24 protein-coding genes are annotated in these 20800 nt (G+C 74.7%); 10 read left to right on the forward strand and 14 right to left on the reverse strand.

Annotated elements, in window-relative coordinates; all coding sequences use genetic code 11:
• Nucleotides 1–28: 28 nt before the first annotated feature.
• Nucleotides 29–649 carry a class I SAM-dependent methyltransferase gene (locus tag PP1_RS04930; protein ID WP_075314146.1) on the reverse strand — a complete coding sequence of 207 codons (621 nt, stop codon included), beginning with the start codon at nt 647–649 and terminating at the stop codon, nt 29–31.
• Nucleotides 650–786: 137 nt separating this feature from the next.
• Here PP1_RS04930 and PP1_RS04935 point away from each other — a divergent pair, with 137 nt between their 5' ends.
• The 3 genes from PP1_RS04935 (at nt 787) to PP1_RS04945 (ending at nt 3928) form a co-directional block, all read left to right on the forward strand.
• Nucleotides 787–2499, forward strand: coding sequence for an alpha/beta hydrolase (locus PP1_RS04935; RefSeq protein WP_139323852.1), 1713 nt, complete (start codon nt 787–789; stop codon nt 2497–2499).
• Between the two features lie 53 nt (nt 2500–2552).
• Nucleotides 2553–3398, forward strand: a complete 846-nt coding sequence (locus PP1_RS04940; protein WP_075314144.1) for an alpha/beta fold hydrolase — start codon at nt 2553–2555, stop codon at nt 3396–3398.
• Between the two features lie 146 nt (nt 3399–3544).
• A complete protein-coding gene (locus tag PP1_RS04945) occupies nt 3545–3928 on the forward strand; it encodes a GNAT family N-acetyltransferase (RefSeq protein ID WP_010226045.1) in 384 nt (127 codons plus the stop codon).
• Nucleotides 3929–3934: 6 nt separating this feature from the next.
• Here PP1_RS04945 and PP1_RS04950 read toward each other — a convergent pair whose 3' ends face one another.
• From PP1_RS04950 to PP1_RS04970, 5 genes are read right to left on the reverse strand one after another with little or no spacing between them, the layout of a single operon-like run.
• Complete coding sequence (locus tag PP1_RS04950; RefSeq protein WP_010226044.1) at nt 3935–4186, reverse strand: DUF3039 domain-containing protein; 252 nt, start codon at nt 4184–4186, stop codon at nt 3935–3937.
• A 50-nt stretch (nt 4187–4236) separates the two neighbouring features.
• Nucleotides 4237–4803, reverse strand: coding sequence for a DUF3099 domain-containing protein (locus PP1_RS31535; RefSeq protein ID WP_443217595.1), 567 nt, complete (start codon nt 4801–4803; stop codon nt 4237–4239).
• Between the two features lie 18 nt (nt 4804–4821).
• Entirely contained in the window at nt 4822–6027 is a 1206-nt protein-coding gene (locus PP1_RS04960; protein ID WP_010226042.1) for a phosphorylase family protein, read from the reverse strand.
• On the reverse strand, nt 6024–6431 hold the full coding sequence (locus PP1_RS04965) for an ArsR/SmtB family transcription factor (RefSeq protein WP_010226041.1): 408 nt from the start codon (nt 6429–6431) through the stop codon (nt 6024–6026). The genes PP1_RS04960 and PP1_RS04965 overlap by 4 nt, the downstream gene beginning before the upstream one ends.
• A 27-nt stretch (nt 6432–6458) precedes the next feature.
• Nucleotides 6459–7049 (reverse strand): HhH-GPD-type base excision DNA repair protein, encoded by a 591-nt coding sequence (locus tag PP1_RS04970; protein ID WP_010226040.1) that lies wholly within the window; start codon nt 7047–7049, stop codon nt 6459–6461.
• 10 nt (nt 7050–7059) lie between these two features.
• Here PP1_RS04970 and PP1_RS04975 point away from each other — a divergent pair, with 10 nt between their 5' ends.
• From PP1_RS04975 to PP1_RS04985, 3 genes are all read left to right on the forward strand, one after another.
• Entirely contained in the window at nt 7060–8640 is a 1581-nt protein-coding gene (locus PP1_RS04975; protein WP_060572498.1) for a DUF7782 domain-containing protein, read from the forward strand.
• Nucleotides 8637–9083 (forward strand): D-aminoacyl-tRNA deacylase, encoded by a 447-nt coding sequence (dtd, locus tag PP1_RS04980; RefSeq protein WP_060576182.1) that lies wholly within the window; start codon nt 8637–8639, stop codon nt 9081–9083. Before PP1_RS04975 ends, dtd begins: the two co-directional genes overlap by 4 nt.
• Nucleotides 9084–9159: 76 nt before the next feature.
• Nucleotides 9160–9444 (forward strand): YggT family protein, encoded by a 285-nt coding sequence (locus PP1_RS04985; RefSeq protein WP_075301330.1) that lies wholly within the window; start codon nt 9160–9162, stop codon nt 9442–9444.
• Here PP1_RS04985 and PP1_RS04990 read toward each other — a convergent pair whose 3' ends face one another.
• From PP1_RS04990 to PP1_RS05005, 4 genes are all read right to left on the reverse strand, one after another.
• Nucleotides 9445–10755 (reverse strand): patatin-like phospholipase family protein, encoded by a 1311-nt coding sequence (locus tag PP1_RS04990; protein ID WP_010228422.1) that lies wholly within the window; start codon nt 10753–10755, stop codon nt 9445–9447. It lies immediately after the preceding gene.
• A 180-nt stretch (nt 10756–10935) separates the two neighbouring features.
• Nucleotides 10936–11274 carry a hypothetical protein gene (locus tag PP1_RS04995; protein ID WP_010228424.1) on the reverse strand — a complete coding sequence of 113 codons (339 nt, stop codon included), beginning with the start codon at nt 11272–11274 and terminating at the stop codon, nt 10936–10938.
• Nucleotides 11275–11379: 105 nt separating this feature from the next.
• Nucleotides 11380–11880: a helix-turn-helix domain-containing protein gene (locus tag PP1_RS05000; RefSeq protein WP_010228426.1), complete on the reverse strand. Its 501-nt coding sequence runs from the start codon at nt 11878–11880 to the stop codon at nt 11380–11382.
• Between the two features lie 177 nt (nt 11881–12057).
• A complete protein-coding gene (locus tag PP1_RS05005; RefSeq protein WP_010228427.1) occupies nt 12058–13854 on the reverse strand; it encodes a PHA/PHB synthase family protein in 1797 nt (598 codons plus the stop codon).
• Nucleotides 13855–14123: 269 nt separating this feature from the next.
• On the opposite strand from PP1_RS05005, the gene PP1_RS05010 reads away from it, so the two are divergent.
• The 4 genes from PP1_RS05010 (at nt 14124) to PP1_RS05025 (ending at nt 18131) form a co-directional block, all read left to right on the forward strand.
• Nucleotides 14124–15485 (forward strand): alpha/beta fold hydrolase, encoded by a 1362-nt coding sequence (locus PP1_RS05010; protein ID WP_010228429.1) that lies wholly within the window; start codon nt 14124–14126, stop codon nt 15483–15485.
• Between the two features lie 175 nt (nt 15486–15660).
• On the forward strand, nt 15661–16803 hold the full coding sequence (locus PP1_RS05015) for a sigma-70 family RNA polymerase sigma factor (protein ID WP_010228431.1): 1143 nt from the start codon (nt 15661–15663) through the stop codon (nt 16801–16803).
• A gap of 267 nt (nt 16804–17070) precedes the next feature.
• A complete protein-coding gene (locus PP1_RS05020) occupies nt 17071–17592 on the forward strand; it encodes a flavin reductase family protein (protein ID WP_010228433.1) in 522 nt (173 codons plus the stop codon).
• A complete protein-coding gene (locus PP1_RS05025; protein ID WP_010228435.1) occupies nt 17589–18131 on the forward strand; it encodes an NAD(P)H-dependent oxidoreductase in 543 nt (180 codons plus the stop codon). Before PP1_RS05020 ends, PP1_RS05025 begins: the two co-directional genes overlap by 4 nt.
• Here PP1_RS05025 and PP1_RS05030 read toward each other — a convergent pair.
• The 4 genes from PP1_RS05030 to PP1_RS05045 form a co-directional block, all read right to left on the reverse strand.
• Nucleotides 18115–19044 carry a pseudouridine-5'-phosphate glycosidase gene (locus PP1_RS05030; protein ID WP_010228437.1) on the reverse strand — a complete coding sequence of 310 codons (930 nt, stop codon included), beginning with the start codon at nt 19042–19044 and terminating at the stop codon, nt 18115–18117. The two genes, PP1_RS05025 and PP1_RS05030, sit on opposite strands and share 17 nt — an antisense overlap.
• A gap of 33 nt (nt 19045–19077) precedes the next feature.
• Nucleotides 19078–19431 carry a hypothetical protein gene (locus PP1_RS05035; RefSeq protein ID WP_060722089.1) on the reverse strand — a complete coding sequence of 118 codons (354 nt, stop codon included), beginning with the start codon at nt 19429–19431 and terminating at the stop codon, nt 19078–19080.
• A gap of 44 nt (nt 19432–19475) precedes the next feature.
• On the reverse strand, nt 19476–20150 hold the full coding sequence (locus PP1_RS05040) for an HAD family hydrolase (protein WP_060572508.1): 675 nt from the start codon (nt 20148–20150) through the stop codon (nt 19476–19478).
• 101 nt (nt 20151–20251) lie between these two features.
• The gene (locus PP1_RS05045; RefSeq protein ID WP_010224433.1) at nt 20252–20785 is read right to left on the reverse strand and encodes a GNAT family N-acetyltransferase; all 534 of its coding nucleotides are present in this window, start codon (nt 20783–20785) and stop codon (nt 20252–20254) included.
• Nucleotides 20786–20800: the final 15 nt, after the last annotated feature.

Genomic DNA, 20800 nt, shown 5'->3' on the forward strand with positions numbered 1-20800 from the left:
GTGGTCGGGCGTCGGCCCCCGGTGCAGGTCAGGGCCGCGGACGGGGCCGCCGCGCGGTGATGACGAACGCCGGCGGGATGTTCGCGAGCACCCCTCGCCCGACGACGACCTCCTCGAAGGCGTCGGCGAGCCGGGCCCGCAGCCGCCGGGCGGGTGGCAGCGACCGGGTGACGGTGTAGCCGAACTGGGTCAGCGCACCGTCGGCGTGCAGCGCCCCGGCGATCACGTCGGTGAGCCGCGGCCCGTGCTGCGGGTAGGCGGCCCACGGCAGCCCGGAGACGACGACGTCCGCCGCCCCGAGACCACGTTCGGCCAGCAGCGCGGGCAGCGCCGCCGCGTCGCCGACGACGACGTCGACACCCGGGTACCGGCGCTCGAGCAGTCCCGCGAGCGTCGGGTTCAGCTCGACGGCCAGGTGGTGCCCGCGCCCGCCGAGCCGCTCCGCGATCACCCCGGTGAACGCGCCGGTCCCCGGCCCGAGCTCGACGACGACCGGGTCCCCGGTCTCCGGCACCGGCGCGGTCGCGACGGCGGCCAGGGTGCGCGAGCTGGGCAGGCAGGACGCGGTACGCACCGGGTCGCGGAGGAACTCGCGCAGGAACGTGCCCGCACCGGATCCGGTCGCGGGCGGGGCGGTGACGGTGGTCATCGGGCTCCGGGGGTCGGGCGGCGGGGGCCACGGCCACCGGGGCGGCCGCGGTCCGCCACGCTGCCCGCTCCGGTTGGCCTGCGGTCGACGGCGGGGTGAACGAGCCACGGCGGCCGGGAGTGGGGATGATGGGTGCGATGAGCGCGCGCGAGGACGGCCCGGCGACCGGCCCCGCCCCGGAGCGGGGCGGACCGCTCGCCCTGCCCGCCGCGGGGCTGCGGCTGGCGGCCGCGCTGACGGCCCGACCGATGGTCCTGCTGCGCCGCGGCGGCGGCTGGATCGCCGAGCTCGGCCGGGTCGGTCTCGGCCGGGGCGCCGCGGTCCCGGGCGACGACGCCCCCGGCACCGGGTGGCCGGCCGACCCGGTCCGGCGCCGGGCCGCGCAGGCCCTCCTGGCCACCACCGGGGCCCTGTCCGGCCTGCTCGACGACGCCGCAGGCGGCCCCGACCTCCCGCTCCCGCCCGCCGACGCCGAGCGGCTCCGCGCAAGCCTGGCGGGCCTGACCCGGCTGATGCTGCCCGGGGCCCCGGCACCCGCTCCCGTCCCGGGACCGCCGGCCGGACACGCGGCGCCGGAGGCGGGGCCCGGTGACGACGGGTCCGCCGACCGGGTCTTCACCGACCCGGTCCCCGGTGGCCCCCGGGTCCCCTTCGACACCGGCGCCCGGGAGGCCCGCGACGGCCCGGTGCACGGCCGGGACGTCGCGGCCGCGCCCGGGGCGGTCGTCCTGCGCACGCCGATGTTCGAGCTCCTGCAGTACCTGCCGACGACCGAGCGGGTGCACGACACCCCGGTGCTCGTCGTCCCGCCGCTGGTACACCGCTACTGGCTGGCCGACCTCGCCCCCGGCTTCTCCCTCGTCGAGCACCTGCTCGGGCGGGGGCTGCAGGTCTTCGCGCTGTCCTGGCGCCCGGCGGGACCGGCCGACGCCGGCCGGGACCTCGACGCGCACGCCGCCGCCGTCCTGGACGCCCTGGAGGCCTGCACGCGGATCACCCGGGCGCCGCGGGTGTCGCTGCTCGGGGTCCGCACGGGCGGGCTGCTGGCCGCGGCCGTGCAGGCCCACCAGGCCGCGATCGGGCTGGCCGACCGGGTCGCCGCCGTCGGCTACCTCGCGACCGTGCTGGACCAGTCCGAGGCGCTGCCCGGCTTCCGGCCGGATCCCGGCACCGTCCGGTCGGCCGCCGAGCAGGCCGCCCGGGTGGGCGTGCTCGACGGCGCGTCGGCCGTCGAGGCATGGGCGTGGCGACGCGGCCCGGAGCGGGTGCTGCCGTGGGCGGTCCCGGACGCCGAGCACGAGGGGCCCACGGAGCTGCACGGGCGGGCCGCCCGGGCGATGCGGGCGTGGGCCGGTGACCTCCTGCCGTTGCCGGCGTCGCTGCACGCCGACCTGCTAGCGCTCGCCACGGCGGGCGACGACGGCATCCGCGTGCTCGGCACCCCGGTGCACCCGGCCGAGCTGCGACGCGACGGCTACCTCGTGGCCGCGGCGGACGACCCCGTCCAGCCGTGGACCGGCGGGTTCCGCACCGCCCGGATGCTCGGTGGCTCCTGCCGCCTCGTGCTCGCCCCCGGTGACCAGGCGGGCGCGCTGGTGGCCCCGCCGCGGACGGCGACGTCGTTCCGGGCCGGTTCGTGCGGCGACGGCGACGGGGCTCCCGAGGGCTGGCTGGCCGCCGCCGAGTGGATCGAGGGCTCCTGGTGGGACGACCTGGCCGACTGGCTGGGCGACCGGTCCGGCGTCCTGCGCGACGCACCGCCCGAGCTCGGCGGACGGCGGCTGCGACCGCTGTTCCCGGCCCCGGGCACCTACCTGACCGCCGACCCCGAGGTCCCGGCCCGCCCCTGATCCGGTCGATCTCACACCGGCAGGGTCCCCGGCGGGGCCCTACGCTCGCCGTGATGGCCACACCACCACTCCCCCGGCCCACCGGGTCCGGCCTCGAGGAGCACGACGTGCTCGTCGGCGGCCGCACCCTGCGGGTCGTGCGGCGCCCCGCGACCGGACCGGGTGCCCGGCGCACCCCGCTGCTGCTGTGCAACGGCATCGGCGCCGCCACCGACGTCCTCGACCCGCTGGTGGAGGCCCTGCCCGCGGACCTCGACGTGATCCGGTTCGACCCGCCGGGGATCGGCGGGTCGCCCGCGCCGCGGATGCCGTACCACCTGTCGTGGCTGGCGCACCGGATCGGGCAGGTGCTGACCAAGCTGGACGTGCGCGAGGCCGACGTCCTCGGCTTCTCCTGGGGCGGGATGCTGGCCCAGCAGCTGGCGATCAGCCGGCGCCGGCGGGTCCGGAAGCTGGTGCTGGCCGCGACCGGCCCGGGCGCGCTGATGATCCCGGCGTCGCCGCGGGTGATGGCGGTGATGACCTCGCCGAAGCGCCACCAGGACCCGTCCTACGTCGACGCCGTCGCCGCCCGGATCTACGGCGGGTCGCTGCGGCACCACCCGGAGCGCGCCGCCGAGGCACTCGGGGCCGGTGGCCGCCGGGGCCCGATGCGCGGCTACTACTACCAGCTGCTGGCACTGTCCGGGTGGACGAGCCTGCCGCTGCTGCCCGCGATCACCGCGGACACGCTGATCGTCGCCGGGGACGACGACCCGATCGTCCCGCGCGGGAACGCGACCCTGCTCGAGCGCGGCATCCGGCGGTCCCGGGTCCACCGCTACCCGGGCGGGCACCTCGAGATGCTGCTCGATCCGGAGCCGTTCGCGGCCGAGATCGACCGGTTCCTGTCGTCCTGACCGGCCGCTCCGCCCGGCTACGAGCGTTCCGTGCCGGTGACGCGGCACCGCTCGCGGCGCTCGACGCGCCCCTGCGGGACGTCCTCGGCGAGTCGGGTCCCGGCTGGCACACCGCCACGGCCGCGGACCCGGCCCGGCTGCACCTGGTGCTCGACGACGGCGGTGCGGGTCCCGGCGGCTACCTCGTCCTGGCGGCCCCGCGCGGCCCGGAGCCGGGCGTGGAGCTGCACCGGCTCGTGCTGGCCGCGGACCGGCACGGCACCGGGCTGGGACGAGCTGTCCTGCACACCGCGCTGACGCTGGCCGGGGCACCGGGCGGGCCCGGTGCCGGGCACCCGGTCGCCGTCGATCCCGCCTGGACACCGCCGGGCTGGGTGGCGGCCGGACGGCTCTGGCTCGAGGTGGCCCCGGACAACACGGCCGCGCTGGCGCTCTACCGCGCGGCCGGGCTGGTCACCGAGACGAGCCTGCCGTCGGTGCCGGGCGATCCCGGCTCGCCGCCGGTCCGGCTGGTGCTCTCCTGCGGCTGAGCCCGCTCAGGAGTCGTCGCCGCCCTTGGGCAGCCCCTCGAAGATCTCCTTGCACTCCGGGCAGACCGGCGCGCCCGGCTTCGGCGTCTTGGTGACGGGGAAGGTCTCGCCGCACAGCGCCACGACCATGTTGCCCAGGACCGCACTCTCGGTGATCTTGGACTTCTGGACGTAGTGGAACATGTCCGGCGTGTCGTCGCCGGTGCTGTCGCGGGTCTCGGGCCTGCTGTCGACCTCGGGCAGTGTCGTCGTGGACATGGGCCCATGATGCACGACGGCGGCCGGTGCCCGTCCCGCGACGGGCCCGGTCAGCCGGAGCGGTCGCGCCCGTCCGCCGCACCGGCCCTGTCGTCCGGTTCTGCCCGTCCCGTCCCGTCGCCGGGACCGTCGGTCCCCGTCCGGGCGCCCGCCGCGCCGTCGCCGTGCGGGGTCGCACCCGCGTCCCGGCCGGTCGTGCCGCCGGACGGCCCGGCCTCGTCCGCCTCCTGCTCCGACGAGTCGATCACCTGGTGCGGCCGGGCCTCGATCGCCCGGTGCTCGCGCCGGTACCGGTTCGGCTTCTCCGCCTTGCGCGGGAGCCGGTCGTTCGCGACGAGCACGGCGATCCAGGGCAGCGGCACCGAGATCGCCAGCAGGGTCACGGCGAGCCACGGGATCTGGTAACAGATCCCGGCAAGGATCATGCAGGGGATCCGGAGACCCATCGTCAGCTTGTAGCGCCGCTTCCGGATCTCCAGTTCCTCTTCGTAGGACATCTGGGCATCCGTGATGAGGACGGATTCCTCGCGTCGCTGGTCCGACACGCGACCACCTCCGGTTCCATGGTGACACCCGCACAGGAGGACGGCGCGGCCACATCGGTGGGCGGCGGCCACCCCGTGGTCCGGGCCGGTTCAGGCCCCGTCGGGGCCGTTGCCGAGCAGCGGCTCGTCCGCCGAGCGGACCTCGGAGCCGGGCAGCCCGTCGGGGTGCTCGGTCCGGGCGCGCTCCACGGCGTCCAGCGCGATCCCGAGGTGCTTGCGCTTGCTGGCCTCGTAGAACGCCCGCGCGCCACCGGCGAGCTTCGGCTCCGCGTGCAGCGGCTTGTCCGACACGCACAGCAGGGTGGCGTTCGGGATCCGGTAGCGGAACCCGTTGGCGGCGATCGTCGCCGACTCCATGTCCACCGCGACCGCGCGGGCGAGCCGCATCCGGTGCAGCGTCGCGGACTGGTTGAACTCCCAGTTCCGGTTGTCGGTGGTGTGCACGACACCCGGCCGGTAGGTCGCCTCGGCGCGTTCGAGGGCGTCCATCAGGTAGCCGTTGAGCCGCAGGCTGGGGATGACGGGCACGTCCGCGGGCAGGACCTCGTCGAGCACGTGGTCGGCCCGCTGGTAGGCCGTGGCCAGCACGAAGTCGCCGAGCTCCTGGCGGTTCCGCAGGCCGCCGCAGTGCCCGATCATGATCATCGTGTCCGGCCGGAGGACGGCCAGGTGATCGGTGACGGTCTTGGCGTTGGCCGGGCCGACGCCGATGTTGACCAGGGTGACGCCGTCGCCCGCGTCACCGTCGTCGCCGTCCGGGACGTGGTGGTAGGCGGGCATCTGCACGCCCTCGCGGTCCGGGCGCTCGGCGTCCGGGAACCGCTCCAGGAACGACTCGACGTGCATCGCGTAGTTGGTGAACAGCACGTGCCGCTGGAACGACTCGGCCGGCGTCCCGGTGTAGTGCGAGAGCCGGTCCAGCGAGAGCGCCATCCGCTCCGGGCCGAACAGGAACAGCTTCTTCACCCGCAGGTCGAAACGGTCCTCGTCGAGCGCGGCGAAGAACTCCGGGTCGGTGAAGGCCCGCGCCGGCCGGGCCGCGCGGGCCGTGACCGTCGCGCCGGCGGCGACGAGCCCCCGCAGCTCGCGGTGCAGGTAGCGGCGGATCGCGGACGGCCGGGCGAACTCGCCGGAGATCCGCGGGTTGTGCGTCGACCAGGGCCGGACGACCTCGAGCTCGGGGTACCAGCCGTCGCGGTAGACGGCGTCGAGGGCACCGAGCAGCCGGTCGATCTCGTGGTCGAGCTTCTCGGGCGGGACCGGTGGGCGGACCTGCTCGATCATCGCCGGGGTCACGACGCGTCCTCGTCGCCCGCGCCGTGCGCGTGCAGCCTCCCGGGGGTGACGGCCACCGCCGACACGACCTCCAGCAGCCGCCGCGCCAGGCCGTCGGTCAGCCGGTACCGGACCAGCCGCCCCTGCCGGTGCGCGGTGACCATGCCGTGCGCGCGCAGCAGCCGCAGCGCGTGCGAGACCGCCGAGTCGCTCATCCCGACGGCCACGGCCAGGTCGGAGACGCAGAGATCGCCGGCATGCTGCAGGGCGAGCAGGATCGACAGACGGTTCGCCTCGCCCAGGACGTCCAGGACGGTCGCCGCGTCGGCCACCCGCTGGCCGTCGGCCAGCACGGCGACGGCGTCGCAGACCTGGTCCGGGTCGATCACGCGGGCGCCGCTGAGTGCCTCCGGAACCTTGTGCACGCCACCGATGCTAGTCGCCCCGCGGGCTCACCCGGCGGTCGCGGCCTTCTTCTCGCGCGCCGCGGCCTTGATCGCCTTCTTCGTGTCCCGAACCTCGACGAGTGTCTGCGCGTCGACGACGTCGGCGGCCGACAGCCGGGTGCCGTCCTTCCCGTAGTCCCCGGCGGCCTCCCGCCAGCCCTCCGGCGTGACGCCGTACTGCTTGCCCAGAATCGCGACGAAGATCTTCGCCTTCTGCTCGCCGTAGCCCGGCAGCGCCTTCAGCCTGCGCAGGACCTCCCGGCCGTCGGGGTCGCCCCGGGTCCAGATCGCGGCCGGGTCGCCGTCCCAGTCGTCGACGATCGCCCGGCACATCTCCTGCACGCGCTTGGCCATCGAGCCGCCGTAGCGGTGGATCGCCGGGGGCGTCGTGGCGAGGGTGGCGAACTCGGCCGGGTCGTGGTCGGCGATCACCCGCACGTCGAGCCCGCCGAGCCGGTCGTGGAGCTTCTGCGGCCCGCGGAACGCGACCTCCATCTGGATCTGCTGGTCGAGCAGCATCCCGATGAGCAGTGCGAGCGGCTCGCGCCCCAGCAGCGCGTCGGCCTCGGGTTCCTGGGCGATGCAGATGCCGGTCATGCCGGAAAGGATGGCACGCGACAATGGCGGTGTGCTCCCCCATCTCGACCCCGGCCGTACCGAGCGGGTCCGCGCCTGCCTGCTGGAGGCCGGCTACACCCCGGACGGCGTCCGCGCCCTGCTCGGGCGCTCGGCGCACGACGCGCTGACCCGCGGCGAGCCGGAGCCGGCCGCCCGGGCCAGCCGCGACGGCGGCGAGCTCGGCACCCTGGTCCGGCTGTTCCTGCTGGAGGACGTCGAGCCCGAGCCCGCGGTGACGGCCGCGCTCGGTGACCTGGACCCGCTGCTCGAGGGACGGATCGTGCGCCGCACCCCGGACGGCATCCGGGCCGCCCTGGACGTCCGGCCCTACGGCGAGGGGCCGGGCGACGCCGGCGAGCCCGGCGCCGACTGGTGGGTCGTGTCCGACCTCGACTCCCCCGCCGCCCGGCAGGACCGCGAGCACGTCACCGGCGTCGGCGGCGCGTCGCTGTCGCTGGCCGCGGCCACCGTGCGCCGCCCCGTCGGCTCGCTGCTCGACCTCGGCACCGGCTGCGGGGTGCAGGCCCTGCACGGGTCCCGGCACGCGCTGCGGGTCACCGCGACCGACGTGCTGCCGCGGGCGCTGGCGCTGGCCCGTCTGTCCTGCGGTCTCTCCGGCGTCGACGTCGACCTGCGCGAGGGTCCCTGGTTCTCCCCGGTGGCCGGTGAGCGGTTCGACCAGGTCGTGTCGAACCCGCCGTTCGTGCCCGGCCCGCCGCGGGTCGACTACGTCTACCGCGACTCCGGGCAGGCCGGGGACTCCGCGCTGGCCGCGCTGCTCGGGGAGCTGCCCGGGCTGCTCAACCCCGGCGGTGTCGCCCAGCTGCTCGGCTCCTGGCTGCACGTGCGCGGCGAGGACTGGCCGGACCGGGTGCGGTCGTGGCTGCCCCCGGGCGTCGACGCCTGGGTCCTGCAGCGCGAGGTCGTCGACCCGGGGATGCACGTCGGCACCTGGCAGCGCGACGCCGGGCTGGTGCCGTCGTCGCGGGCCGCCCGCGAGCAGGCCACGGCCTGGCTGGACTGGATGGCCGCCGAGCGTGTCGAGGGCGTCGGGTTCGGGTTCCTGCTGCTGCGCCGGACCGACGCCGAGCCCACCGTGGTGGTCGAGGACCTGCCCGGCGAGCTCGGCGAGGGGCTCGGACGGGAGATGACCGGCTGGCTGGACCGGATCGACTGGCTCCGCGCGCACCCCCGCGACGAGGACCTGCTCGGCGCGACGCTGCTCCTCGCCCCGGAGACGGTGCTGGAGTCGGCGTCGTCGGTGGACCCGGACGGTGGCTGGGCCGAGCTGTCGACGACCGTGCGTCGCTGGGGCGGCCCCGGCTGGGAGCACCCGGTGGACGGCCCGGCCGCGGCCCTGCTCGCCGGGTGCCGGGGCGAGCTCCCCCTCTCGGAGCTGCTGGCGCTGCTGTCGTTCGCGCACGACCGCCCGTACGATGCGCTGGCCGGGGCCACGCTGCCCGCGGTGCGCGAGTTCGTGCGGCACGGCCTGCTGGTCCCGGTCGGCGGCTGGCCGCACCCGGTGGCGTCCGGTGCGGCGTCGACGACCCCCGCGGGGCCCGTCGGATGAAGGCCGTGGTCGCCCGGGTCCGCCGGGCCTCGGTGACGGTCTGCGACGACGGCGACGAGCCGCTGCGGGTGTCCGGGGCGATCGGCCCGGGCCTGCTGGTCCTGCTCGGGGTGCACCGCGACGACGTCGGCGACGCCACCCGGCCCGCGACGATGGCCCGCAAGCTGCACGAGCTGCGGATCCTGCGCGACGAACGCTCCTGCGCCGACTCCGGCGCCCCGCTGCTGGTGGTCAGCCAGTTCACCCTGCACGGCGAGACCCGCAAGGGGCGCCGTCCGTCGTGGTCCGCGGCGGCCCGGCCGGAGGACGCCGCACCCGTCGTCGACGCCGTCGTCGCGGCGCTGCGCGGGCGCGGCGCGACCGTCGAGACCGGTGAGTTCGGTGCGGACATGGCCGTCGAGTCGGTCAACGACGGCCCCTTCACCGTGCTGGTCGAGGTCTGATCCTTCCGGTCCTCTCATCGGATTCTCAGCTCCGAACGGGACGATCGGGGCAGTAGCGGAGAGGAGCTGGGGAATCGTGATCGCTTCATTGCTCGGCCTCGTACTGGGGTTGTTCCAGTTCGTGCTGGTCGCCCGGGTGATCGTCGACTGGATCGAGGTGCTCGGGTCGGGCCGGGGCGGCGCCGTGCTCGACACCGCCCGCCGGATCACGCACGGGATCACCGAGCCGGTCGTGGCGCCGGTCCGCCGGCTCGTGCAGCCCGTGCGGATGGGGAACGTCGGTCTGGACCTCTCGGTCCTGATCGTGTTCGTGCTCGTGTTCGTCGTCCGGCTGGTGGTCGTGCCGCTGATCCCGTTCTGATCAGTCGCCCGGCCCGAGCCGCAGGGTGGTGATCCGGCCGTCGTCGTCGAGCTCGGCCTCGACGCGGCCGGGCACCGCGCCGGCCGGGTCCCCGGCCCGGGTGACCCGGACGTCCCACACCGCGGCGTCCCGGGTGACCTGCTTGCGTGCCGGGTCGACGGTGAACTCGCCGTCGAGGAGCCGGTCGGCGTGCTCGCGCAGCGGGACCCCGCCGGGGTCGCGCTCGCGGAACGGCGCCGTCGAGTACAGGACCGCCTCCGGCACGACCGCCGCCCGGAACGCGCTGACGTCCCCCTCCAGCACAGCCCGCTCCACGGCCAGCGCCCCGAGGAACCGGTCGGCCGCCGTCGCGCCGCTCGCCTGGAGGCCGGCCAGGAACGACGCGTCGCGGTTGAGCTTCGACGCCGACCCGATCACCCGCGACGCGAGCACCGACGGCGGCATCTCCAGCACCCGCACGGTGACGTGCCGGTAGCCCGCCTCCGGTGTCAGCGAGCCCTCGGCCAGCAGCCGGTCGATCGTCTCGACGAACCCGAGCTCCTGGTTCAGCGAGAGGTTCCCGGCCAGCGCGTTGCGGCGGTCGGCGATCTCGATCGGCGTCCGTGGCTCGGACCCGATCGCGGACGGGTTGATCTGCACGACCCACAGCTCGTCGGGATCGGTGTCGAGCAGGTCACGGACCGGCGGGTTCTGTGAGAACAGGCCGTCCCAGTAGACCCCGCCGTGGGTGTGCACGGCGCGGAACAGCGTCGGGATCGCGGCCGAGGCCAGGACCGACCGGTCGGTGATCCGGTCGGTGCGGCTGGAGAACGCACGGAACTCCCCCGTCAGCACGTCGACGGCACCGAGCAGCAGCAGCGGCTCCCGTCCGTCCGGGTCCGGGGTGATCGCCTCGAGGTCGACGTGCCGGCCGAGCAGGTCGAGGAACTGGCGGGTGCCGTCGAGCGGGCGCGGCACCAGGTACGGCGTCGACGCCGGCAGCAGCCCGATCCCCTGCAGCGCCCCCGCCCAGACGACGCCCGCGTTCTGCAGCCGCGCCAGCGGTGACCGGGCGGCGTTGTCGGCCCAGAACTCCTCGAGCGCCCGTGCCGCGGAGGCGCGCTCCCCCGGGCCCTGCCCGCCGCGCAGCCGGTCCCACGCGACGAGGGCGCAGATCGCGCCGCCCGACGTCCCGGAGAGCCCGACGATCTCGGTGTCGTCGAGGGCGGGCGAGCGCAGCAGCCGGGCCAGGACACCCGCGGTGAAGGCCGTGTGGCTGCCCCCGCCCTGGCAGGCGACGGCGATCCGGCGGGGACGGTCGGGGCTGCTCATGGCCCCATGATCGGGCGCGCGGGGCCGGGGCGGCCAGCGGCCGGAGGTCCTGTCACCCGCTGTTCACGCCGGCAGCGGCCGGACGCGACACGGCCCCCGCCGTGGCGGGGGCCGTGGGGCGGAGTCCCGGCTCCGGGGAGGGGGACGTCCGTGTGCGTGGCCGGCCGGTGCCGGCGGGGATCACTTCGTGGTGGAGCGCGGGCTGCGCGCGGCCTTCGGCGCAGTCTCCTCGGTCACGGCCTCGGCGGCCTTCGTCGCCTGCTCGGTGAACTGGTCGACGACCGAGGACCCGGCCCCGACGACGGTCCTGGCGAGCTCGCGCTGGTGGCCCAGCACCTGCTCGTAGAAGTCGAAGACGCGGTCGACGGCGACACCGGCGTCGGGCAGCTGCGGGCGGCCGCCGTCGGCGAACTGCCTGCCGAAGCCCTGCACGGTCTCGGTCCAGTTGCGGACCGACTCGGTGACCAGGTCCTGGCCCCGCTTGGCGATGTCGACGAACTGCTCGGTGGAGGCGGTCATCGTGGCTCCCTCCCGGGAAAGGTCTCGTGGCGGACGGGACGCGGGGGCACGCCCGTCATGCCAAGAAAACTACGCAGCACCGTTAAGTATGTCAAGCATCCCTGCTCAGTCCCGCTCGACGAAGCTCCGGTACACGCCCAGCAGGGCCGCCTTCTGCTCGTCGGACAGCCGCCGGTCGGCCGCCACCGCCGCCTCGACGTCCGGGACGGCCCGGTCCCGCCCGGGATCCGGCGTCGCGGCCGCGGGCGGGTCGGCGTCGTCGTCGCGGAACGACCAGCCCGCCCGGCTCAGCATCTGGTCGGTGTCGAGGTGCAGCGCGTCGGCGATCGAGCGCAACACCTTCAGCGACGGCTGGTGCAGCCCGCGTTCCACCTGGCTCAGGTAGGCGTTGGACACCTTCGTCATCGCGGCCATCTCGCGCAGCGAGAGCTTCGCCATCTGGCGCTGGGCGCGGATGAAGCCGCCCAGCGCGTTGACCTGCGCGCTCCAGGCGTCCTCCGCGGCCTCGGCGGCCTGTGCACCGGCGCCGCGCAGCCGCTGTGCGGCCGAGGCCGCGCTCGACCCGTCGGACCCGCGACGGCGGTCCTCCTGCTGCGCGCGGCTCACCGGGCGACCCCGGTCGGACACCCGGCAGTGCCCGGGCACGGTCCGCGCGGCGGTCGCCGGCGCGCGGACGGGATGCGTACGCGGTCCATGGTCGCGCATTGTCCCCGTTGCGCGGCCGCCGCGCACGCACCGCCCGTGACGCACCACAGTGGACGGAGTGTCGGGAGCGGGGTTTCCTCAGCCGGTGAGGACGTAGCGTCCCGGCGACGGCTCGAGCGGCGGATGGGCGTCGGAGCCGACCTTCTTCGGCGCCGGGACCTCCTTGCCCGCCCGCTCCGCGATCCACGGGGTCCAGTCCTCCCACCAGGACGCCTTGCGCTCGCCGGCGTCGTCGCGCCAGTCGTCGGGCGAGGCCGGCAGATCGTCGGACTCGCCGAACCAGTGCCGCGACTTCGGCGACGGCGGGTTCACGACCCCGGCGATGTGGCCGGAGTTGGACAGGACGAAGCGCACCGTGCCGCCGATCTTCGCCGCGCCGGTGTAGACCGAGCGCCAGGGTGCGATGTGGTCGGACTCCGCGGTGATGACGTAGCTGTCCGGGCGGACGTCGGCGATGTCGAGCCGCTCCCCCGCGAGCTCCAGCTTGCCCTCGGCGAACCGGTTCTCCAGGTACAGCGTGCGCAGGTACTCGGTCTGCATCGCGGCCGGCATCCGCGTCGAGTCGGCGTTCCAGCTCAGCATGTCGAACGGCTTCGGGTCCTCGCCGAGCATCCAGTCGTTGACGACGTAGTTCCACACCAGGTCGGTCGCACGGAGCAGGTCGAAGGTCGTCTTCATGCTCGCCGCGGGCAGGTAGCCGTCCTTGCGCATCGACCGCTCGAGCCGGTTCACCGTCTGCTCGTCGGTGAAGACCCCGAGCTGCCCCGGGCCGGTGTAGTCGAGCAGCGTGTTCATCAGCGTCAGCGAGTTGACGTACTGGGTGCCCCGCGCCTCGAGCCAGGCGACGGTCGCCGCGGACAGGGCGCCGCCCAGGCACAGCCCGGCGACGTTGATCTTGTCCTTGCCGGTGATCTCCCGGACGACGTCGATGGCCGCGATCGGGCCCTCGCGCAGGTAGTCGCTCATCGTCAGGTCGGCGAGTGCCGAGTCCGGGTTCCGGTAGCTGATCATGAAGACGGTGTGACCGTGCTGCACCGCCCACTCGACCAGCGACTTACCCGGCGCGAGATCCATGATGTAGTACTTGTTGATCCACGGCGGGCTCATCAGCAGCGGGGTCTCGTGGACCTTCTCGGTCTGCGGCTCGTACTGGATCAGCTCGATCAGCCGGTTGCGGAAGACCACGTGCCCCGGCGTGACGGCGAGGTCCTTGCCCACGACGTACTGCCCCGGCGTGACCTGGCGCGGCATCCCCCGGTTCTGCACGGTGTCGCGGAGCATGTTCCGGGCACCGCGCACGACGTTCAGGCCGCCGGTCTCGACGATCTTCTTCGGCCAGGCCGGGTTGGTGACGACCGCGTTCGACGGCGCGAGCGCCTCGACGGTCTGCCCGACCAGCCAGTCCAGCTTGCGGCGCGCGACCGGCGAGACCCGGGCGGCCTTCGACAGCTCGGTCAGCCGGTCCGCGAGCAGCGCGTGCTCCTGACGGGCCAGGTAGTACCAGGCGTTGCCCTCCCAGGCTGGGTCGGCGTAGCGCTTGTCCTTCTCGGGCAGCGACGCCGGCCCGTTGGTCGTGCCGCCGACGGCGCGCGAGGCCGCCGCCGCGACCGCCTTCGCCGAGTCGACGCCGAAGCCGAAGCCCGCCCGCAGCACCGCGCCGGGGCTGCCCGCGAGGGACTTCGCGGCCTCGCCGAGCGCACCGCCGAATCCGACCGGGTCGACCTTGGCCCGCAGACCCTCGGGATCGGCCAGCTCGCGCAGGTCGCGCACGAGGCCCGCCGCCTGCCGTCGCAGCACCTCGGTGGCGTCCCCGGCCCGTTCGGCCGCCCCGCCGGTCGTGTCGGTCTCGTTCCGGGCTGCGGGCTGCGTCGTCACTGTCGTCTCACTCCAGATCGGCCGGTGGTGTCCGTGCCTCGTCGCGCGGATCCCCCGAGGGGGTGGCGCGAAGATGTCGCCCATCGTGACGGGGTACTCACCGGTAGGCAGCCCCTGTCCGGCCGCGTCACGCTGAGACCCCCCTCACCTGCGCTTGATGTAGCAAGCACTACCGACGAGTAGTCCCTGAGTTGCTTGACATACCGAACGCGTTTTACCGTTCGGTAACCCGGACAGGCCCCGGGCATCAGAGTTGATGGGAGAGGCCCATGAGCACGGCGACCAGCCAGCGCACCACCGCGGCGACCGATCACGGCCCGCGTGCCGTCCCCGCCACCGGCGGGACGGAGACCGCCCCGGCGGGACACGTCGACCCGTTGCGCTTCCTGATCTCGTACAACGCCCGCAACCTGACCAAGGTGGTGACGGAGGTCGGTCGCGCCACGGGCGCGTACTGGATCGACGCCGTGCAGCGGATCGCCAAGCCCGGTGACGCCGCCCGTCGCTCCTTGCTCTGGCTCTCGGCGATGGCCGACCGCCGCGAGCCGGCCTGGCACCTGGCCAACGAGGTGGCGCTGTCCACCCCGTTCGCGCTGCTGCGCGACTTCACCGCCGCCGAGCACCGCGACGACGACGTGGTGCCCACCCTCGTGCTGCCGCCGCAGGCCGGGCACTCCTCGACCGTCATCGACTACTCGCCGCAGCAGAGCCAGCTGGCGATGATCCGGGCGGCGGGCCTGACGAAGCTCTACGCGCTGGACTGGCGCCCCGCGACGACCGCGACGAAGAACGTCACGATCACCGACTACCTCGAGGTGATCGACCGTTCGATCCGCCGGATGGGCGGGAGGGCGAACCTGGTCGGCGACTGTCAGGGCGGGTGGCTGGCCACGATCTACGCGGCCCTGCACCCGGAGCGGGTCAACACCCTGACCCTGGCCGGCGCACCGATCGACTTCCACGCCGGCGAGTCGATCATCTCCGCCTCCACGAAGCTGATGGCCGGATCGATGGGCATGGCCCCGTACAAGGCGCTGGTCGCCGCGGGTGGGGGCAACATGCCCGGTTCGGCGGTGCTGTCCAACTTCATCTCGATCCAGCCCCAGTCCGAGGTCTCCCGGCAGCTCCAGCTGCTGGAGAACATCGACGACGCCACGCACGTCGAGCGCTACCGGGTGTTCGAGGACTGGTTCAAGTACACCCAGGACATCCCCGGGGCGTTCTACCTCTGGCTGGTGGAGAACCTGTTCTGGAAGAACCGCCTGATCGACGGCACGCTGCAGGTCGACGGCCGCACGGTCGACATGGCGGCGATCGACTGCCCGCTGCTGCTGCTCGCGGGCTCCACCGACCACATCACCCCGGCGCCGCAGCTGTTCGCGGCCGCGGAGAAGGTGAGCACCCCGGCGAAGGACGTCACCTACCGGACGGCGTCGGCCGGCCACCTCGGGCTGTTCATGGGGCGCGACGCACTGCGTCAGGAGTGGCCGGTGCTGATGGAGTCCGTCTACTCGCACTCCGTCCCGGGTGCGCGCGCGAAGGCGGGCGGAACGGGCAAGGGCTCGCGCCGGCGCAGCAGCGTCCGCGCCGTGGCCGATCCCCGCGACACGCCGCGGGTGCCCGCTCCCTAAGAGGATCCTGAGAGATCCGCAACACGATGTGATCGACGACACGGCCCCCGCGGCGATTTTCCCGGCCTCGGGGGCCGCGTCGCGGGAACGATCCCGTCACGGGGTGCGTTGGACCCGGTGTAGGGCGATGCGACGAGCCCCATCCGTCGTTCGTCGCGCCCGAGCAGGGGAGGAAATGCACATGACGGTGACCACGACCGCTCCGGCCGCGACCTCGGCCGTTCCCGGCCCCCGCCGTACGACGGAGGCGCCCACCCGCGCCGCCGCGAAGAAGACCGCTCCCAGGGTCGCGTCGAGTTCCCGGGCACGGGCGACCGCACAGGACACCGCGCTGGAGACCACCGTACCCGGTGCGAGCGCCGCGCTGGCCGAGGATCTCGACGCGCAGAGCCCGGCCGCGGACCTCGTCCGCGTGTACCTCAACGGCATCGGCCGCACCGCGCTCCTCACGGCCGCCGAGGAGGTCGACCTCGCCAAGCGGATCGAGGCCGGCATCTTCGCCCAGCACCGCCTCGACACCGCGACCGCCGAGGGGACCCTCGAGTCCCTCGACCCGCAGTACCGGCGGGACCTGCGGGCGGTCGTCCGGGACGGTGCACTGGCCAAGAACCACCTGCTGGAGGCCAACCTCCGGCTGGTCGTCTCGCTCGCCAAGCGCTACACCGGGCGCGGTATGCCGCTGCTGGACCTGATCCAGGAGGGCAACCTGGGCCTGATCCGCGCGGTGGAGAAGTTCGACTACACCAAGGGCTTCAAGTTCTCGACGTACGCCACCTGGTGGATCCGGCAGGCGATCACCCGCGGGATGGCCGACCAGGCCCGCACCATCCGGCTGCCCGTGCACCTGGTGGAACAGGTCAACAAGCTCGCCCGGATCAAGCGCGACATGCACCAGCGGCAGGGCCGCGAGCCCAGCGAGGCGGAGCTCGCCCAGGAGTCCGGCATCCCGGAGCACAAGATCTCCGACCTGCTGGACCACGCGCGTGACCCGGTGAGCCTGGACATGCCCGTCGGGTCCGAGGAGGAAGCGCCGCTCGGCGACTTCATCGAGGACGCCGAGGCCACCGACGCCGAGAACACGGTGATCTCCAGCCTGCTGAGCGACGACCTCCGCCGGGTGCTCGCCACCCTGGAGGACCGGGAGCAGAAGGTCATCCGCATGCGGTTCGGCCTCGACGACGGCCAGCCCCGCACGCTCGACCAGATCGGCCGCGCCTTCACGCTCTCCCGGGAGCGGGTGCGCCAGATCGAGCGCGAGGTCATGGCGAAGCTGCGGGTCGGCGAGCGGGCCGACAAGCTGCGCGCCTACGCCAGCTGAGGCGGGCACTCCTCTCCTACCACGCACGACGGACGACGGCCGTGCGGAGCATCGCTCCGCACGGCCGTCGTCGTCAGCGCACCCCGGGGCTCCCCACGATTTCGGAGTGCGGCAGGGGAGAGTTCTACATGATCATCGCCCGGGCGGTCCGGGCGCCCCGGGAGATCGCCCCGACATCGCCCCGACACCGGGCCCGCCGTCGCACGGCGTGGGACGCGTGACCGTGATCGCTGGCCCGACCGGCGTGGCGCGCCTAGGGTCGAGGACATGTCCGGATCCACGGCCCACACCACGTCCGTCCCCGGCCCGGTCACCCCGGAGGCCATGCGCGACACGCTCGGCGCGTTCGCCTCGGGGGTCGTGGTCGTTACCTCCCACGGACCGGACGGGCCGATCGGTTTCACCTGCCAGTCGTTCTCCTCGCTGTCGCTGGAGCCACCGCTGGTGAGCTTCTCCCCCGCGCGGGGATCGTCGACCTGGCCGCGGATCCGCGAGATCGGGCGGTTCTGCGTCAACGTCCTGGCTGCCGACCACGAGCACCACAGCGCCGGGTTCGCGCGCTCGGGCGTCGACAAGTTCGCCGGGGTCTCGTGGACACCCGCCCCGTCCGGCGCGCCGGTGCTCGACGGCGTCGGCGCCTGGGTCGACTGCACCCTCTGGAACGAGTACGACGGCGGTGACCACACCATCGTCGCCGCCCGGGTCGACGCGCTCGGCGCCGACGTCGCGCGGCTGCCGCTGCTGTTCTTCCGCGGCGGCTACCACCTGACCCCGAAGGAGAGCTCGTGAGCACCATCATCGGCGTCGTCGCCGGGCCGGAACCGGGCGGACGGACGGCCACCGCCGTCGCCGGACTCCTCGCCGGCGCCGAGAAGGCGGGCGACAGCACCCGGCTGATCGAGCTCTCGGAGACCTCGCACGACGAGGTCACCGCCGCGTTCGCCGACGCCGACGCCGTCGTGTTCGGCAGCCCGGTCTACCGGGCCGGGCACACCGCGTCGCTGCGGGCGCTGCTGGAGGCCACCGAGCGCGGGAAGTGGGGCGAGAAGACCGCGCCGCTGCAGGGCAAGGCCGCCGCCGTCGTGCTGACCGGGGCGAGCGGGCACCACTTCCTCGCCGTCGACGACCTGCGCTCGGTACTCGCCGGGTTCTTCGCGGTGCAGGTCCTCTCCCCCGGGCTCTACCTCGACCACTCCGGCTACGTCGACCGGAACACCCTCACGCCGGAGTCGGCGGAGCTGGCTGCGGCGCACGGCCGGGCACTGGCGGACCTGACGGCCGCGGTCCGGTCGTCGGAGGCGTTGCGGGCGGTCACACCGGTGGTGTGACCGCCGCGGGTCCGGCCGGCCCGGCCAGGGCCGCCGCGATCCGGGCCCCGAGCGCCATGTTGTTGCGGTAGACCGCCACGTTGACCTCCAGGCTGCGGTCACCGGTCGCGTCGCGGACCCGTTGCAGCAGGAACGGGGTCGCGTCCTGGCCGGTGATCCCGGCGTCGTCGAGAGCCGCCAGCGCGGCGGTCAGCGCGGCGTCGTGCTCGGCCGGGGGCAGCTGCTCGGCGGCCGGGACCGGGTTGGCCACCAGCAGCGCGGACCCCAGGCCGAGACCGCGTGCCGCCCGCCAGGCCACCGCGACCTGCTCCGGCGACTCGACGCGCTGCGGCACCGCGTACCCGGAGTCGGCGACGTAGAATCCGGGGAAGGCGTGCGTCCGGTACCCGGCGACCGAGATCCCGAGGGTCTCCAGCCGTTCCAGGGTCGCGGGGACGTCGAGCACCGACTTCACCCCGGCACTCACGACGACGATCGGCAGCCGGGCCAGCGCCGGGAGGTCGGCGGACTCGTCGAACGTCGACGCCGCGCCACGGTGCACCCCGCCGAGACCGCCGGTGGCGAACACCCGGATCCCGGCCCGGTGGGCGACGTGCGCGGTCGCCGCGACGGTCGTCCCGCCGGAGACCCTGGTGGCCGCGGCCACCGGGAGGTCGCGGGCGCTGAGCTTCGCCACGTCCGGATCGGACGCGAGCCGCTCCAGCTCGTCGCCGGTCAGCCCGACGACGACCTCGCCGGCGACCACGCCGATCGTCGCCGGGACGGCACCCAGCGAGCGGACCAGGTCCTCGGCGTCGCGCGCGACGCCGAGGTTCCGCGGCCGCGGGAGGCCGTGGGTGACGATCGTGGACTCGCAGGCCAGCACCGGCCGCCCGGCGGCCAGGGCCCGGGACACCTCGTCGGCGATCCTCATCGTGATCGACCGTAGCGCCTCGCCGGCGCCGGGTCAGGGGATCCGGCGGCGCACCGCGTCGGCGCAGTCGTCCGGCGCGGTGTTGAAGGCGATCTCGGCGGCGGGCGCGTGCACCCGGACGAGGTTGACGACCTCCTCGAACAGGCGCAGGTGTTCGGGCGACGACCGGAGCCCGCCCCCGACGACGACGCAGTCGTACCGGCGGGCGGTCAGCGCCGCGGTGATCGCCTCGACGGCGCCGTCGGCGGGGTCCACCAGGCACTCGTGGGCGTCCAGGCCCAGCTCGTGGAAGCGGGCCCGGCCACGCTCCAGCCCGGCGAGCACCGGGGTGGGGTCGTACCCGGGGATCGTCCGCGGGTCGAACCCGATCACCAGGACCGTCGTCATGGGCGACACCCTCCTCCGCGGCCGCGGTGGGCGCCAGGCCGGGCTCAGCTGGGCAGGCCGAGCAGCGCGGGCAGGTCCGCGACCGAGTCGATGACGGCGTCGGCGCCGGCCGCGCGCAGCCGGGGCTCGCCGTGCGCTCCCCCACGCACCCCGATCGCGAGACCGGCCCCCGCCCGGACCGCGGCGTCGATGCCCGCGGTGGCGTCGCCGGCGACGGCCGCCCGGGACGGTTCGGCGCCGGTCCGCTTCGCCGCGGCGTGCAGCAGGTCGGGCTCGGGCAGGCCGCGCCCGTCGACGTCGGCCGGGGACAGCATCACGTCGGCGCGGGACGTGAAGTCCAGCGCCTCGACCAGCCGGTCCCGCAGGACCGGGTCGAACCCGCACGTCAGCGCCACCCGCATGCCGGCGTCACGCAGCGCGTCGAGCGCCTCCGGGGCGCCGTCGACCGGCCGGACCCGGCCGTCGTCGGCGGCGGCGGCGAGGTACTCGGCGAACGCCGTGTGCGCACGCCGGGCGCGGTACATGTCGCCGTCGAGCAGCTCGCCGAACACGGTGAGCGCCGGCCGGTCCATCGTCGCGCGGGCCTGCCGGTCCAGCGCCGGGTAGCACGGACCGTCCACCCGGACCCGGGCCGCGCGCAGCCCGGCACGGAACGCGGCGAGCACCAGGCCGTCGTCGGCCATCGTCGTGCCCGCGAGATCGAGGACCGCCAGTTGCACAGGGGAACTCCAGTCCCCTCGGGTGGCCAGCACCCGTCGTGGACCTGTCCTGCGGATGAACCGGCTCGGTCACTCCGGCGACGACTCCCCCGGACGGCCGGTCACCAGAGCTCGCCGTCGCGCCAGTCACAGGTCAGCGCCCGTGCGGGGTCCAGCACGACGTCGACCGGCAGCACGTACACGCCGCCGCGCTCCTCCGGGGTCTCGACGACGCCGTCCGGGGTGAGCGCCGACAGCGGCCCGGTCCAGGCGGTCCAGCCGAGGCGCCGGTAGAGCCGCGCGGCGGGATCGGACGCCCCGAGCGCCCCGAGCCGGTAGCCACCCCGTACGAGGCGTCCGACCGCCGTCATCAGCTGGGCGCCGAGGCCGCGGCCCTGCACGTCCGGGTGCACCGCCACGGCCTCGACGTACCCGGCGCGCAGGGCGGTGCCGCCGTGCAGCAACCGCCGCCCGACGACGGCCGCGTGCCCGACCGGCGCGTCCGGCGGCCCGGCGACGACGTGCAGCCCACCCAGCGAGTGGTCCCACGAGTCGTCGTCGAAGTCGTCGAACGCCGTGTCGAGCAGTGCCCGCAGCCGTCGCAGCCCGTCGCGTCCGAGATCGGCGGTGGGCAGGACGCGGATCTCGGCGGGCACCCGGCAGATCCTTCC

It is taken from the genome of Pseudonocardia sp. P1 (genome assembly GCF_000178675.2).
GTDB lineage: Bacteria > Actinomycetota > Actinomycetes > Mycobacteriales > Pseudonocardiaceae > Pseudonocardia.

What these genes read in the sequence shown, in the direction of transcription:
- PP1_RS05035 (WP_060722089.1), bottom strand. Translation starts at nt 19,431, where the DNA reads ATGACGACGGTCCTGGTGATCGGGTTCGACCCGCGGACGATCCCCGGG.
- PP1_RS04970 (WP_010226040.1), bottom strand. Translation starts at nt 7,049, where the DNA reads ATGACCGGCATCTGCATCGCCCAGGAACCCGAGGCCGACGCGCTGCTG.
- PP1_RS05020 (WP_010228433.1), top strand. Translation starts at nt 17,071, where the DNA reads ATGTCCGGATCCACGGCCCACACCACGTCCGTCCCCGGCCCGGTCACC.
- PP1_RS04990 (WP_010228422.1), bottom strand. Translation starts at nt 10,755, where the DNA reads ATGAGCAGCCCCGACCGTCCCCGCCGGATCGCCGTCGCCTGCCAGGGC.
- PP1_RS05030 (WP_010228437.1), bottom strand. Translation starts at nt 19,044, where the DNA reads ATGAGGATCGCCGACGAGGTGTCCCGGGCCCTGGCCGCCGGGCGGCCG.
- PP1_RS04935 (WP_139323852.1), top strand. Translation starts at nt 787, where the DNA reads ATGAGCGCGCGCGAGGACGGCCCGGCGACCGGCCCCGCCCCGGAGCGG.
- PP1_RS04940 (WP_075314144.1), top strand. Translation starts at nt 2,553, where the DNA reads ATGGCCACACCACCACTCCCCCGGCCCACCGGGTCCGGCCTCGAGGAG.
- PP1_RS05010 (WP_010228429.1), top strand. Translation starts at nt 14,124, where the DNA reads ATGAGCACGGCGACCAGCCAGCGCACCACCGCGGCGACCGATCACGGC.
- PP1_RS05015 (WP_010228431.1), top strand. Translation starts at nt 15,661, where the DNA reads ATGCACATGACGGTGACCACGACCGCTCCGGCCGCGACCTCGGCCGTT.
- dtd (WP_060576182.1), top strand. Translation starts at nt 8,637, where the DNA reads ATGAAGGCCGTGGTCGCCCGGGTCCGCCGGGCCTCGGTGACGGTCTGC.
- PP1_RS04975 (WP_060572498.1), top strand. Translation starts at nt 7,060, where the DNA reads ATGGCACGCGACAATGGCGGTGTGCTCCCCCATCTCGACCCCGGCCGT.
- PP1_RS04995 (WP_010228424.1), bottom strand. Translation starts at nt 11,274, where the DNA reads ATGACCGCCTCCACCGAGCAGTTCGTCGACATCGCCAAGCGGGGCCAG.
- PP1_RS04950 (WP_010226044.1), bottom strand. Translation starts at nt 4,186, where the DNA reads ATGTCCACGACGACACTGCCCGAGGTCGACAGCAGGCCCGAGACCCGC.
- PP1_RS04930 (WP_075314146.1), bottom strand. Translation starts at nt 649, where the DNA reads ATGACCACCGTCACCGCCCCGCCCGCGACCGGATCCGGTGCGGGCACG.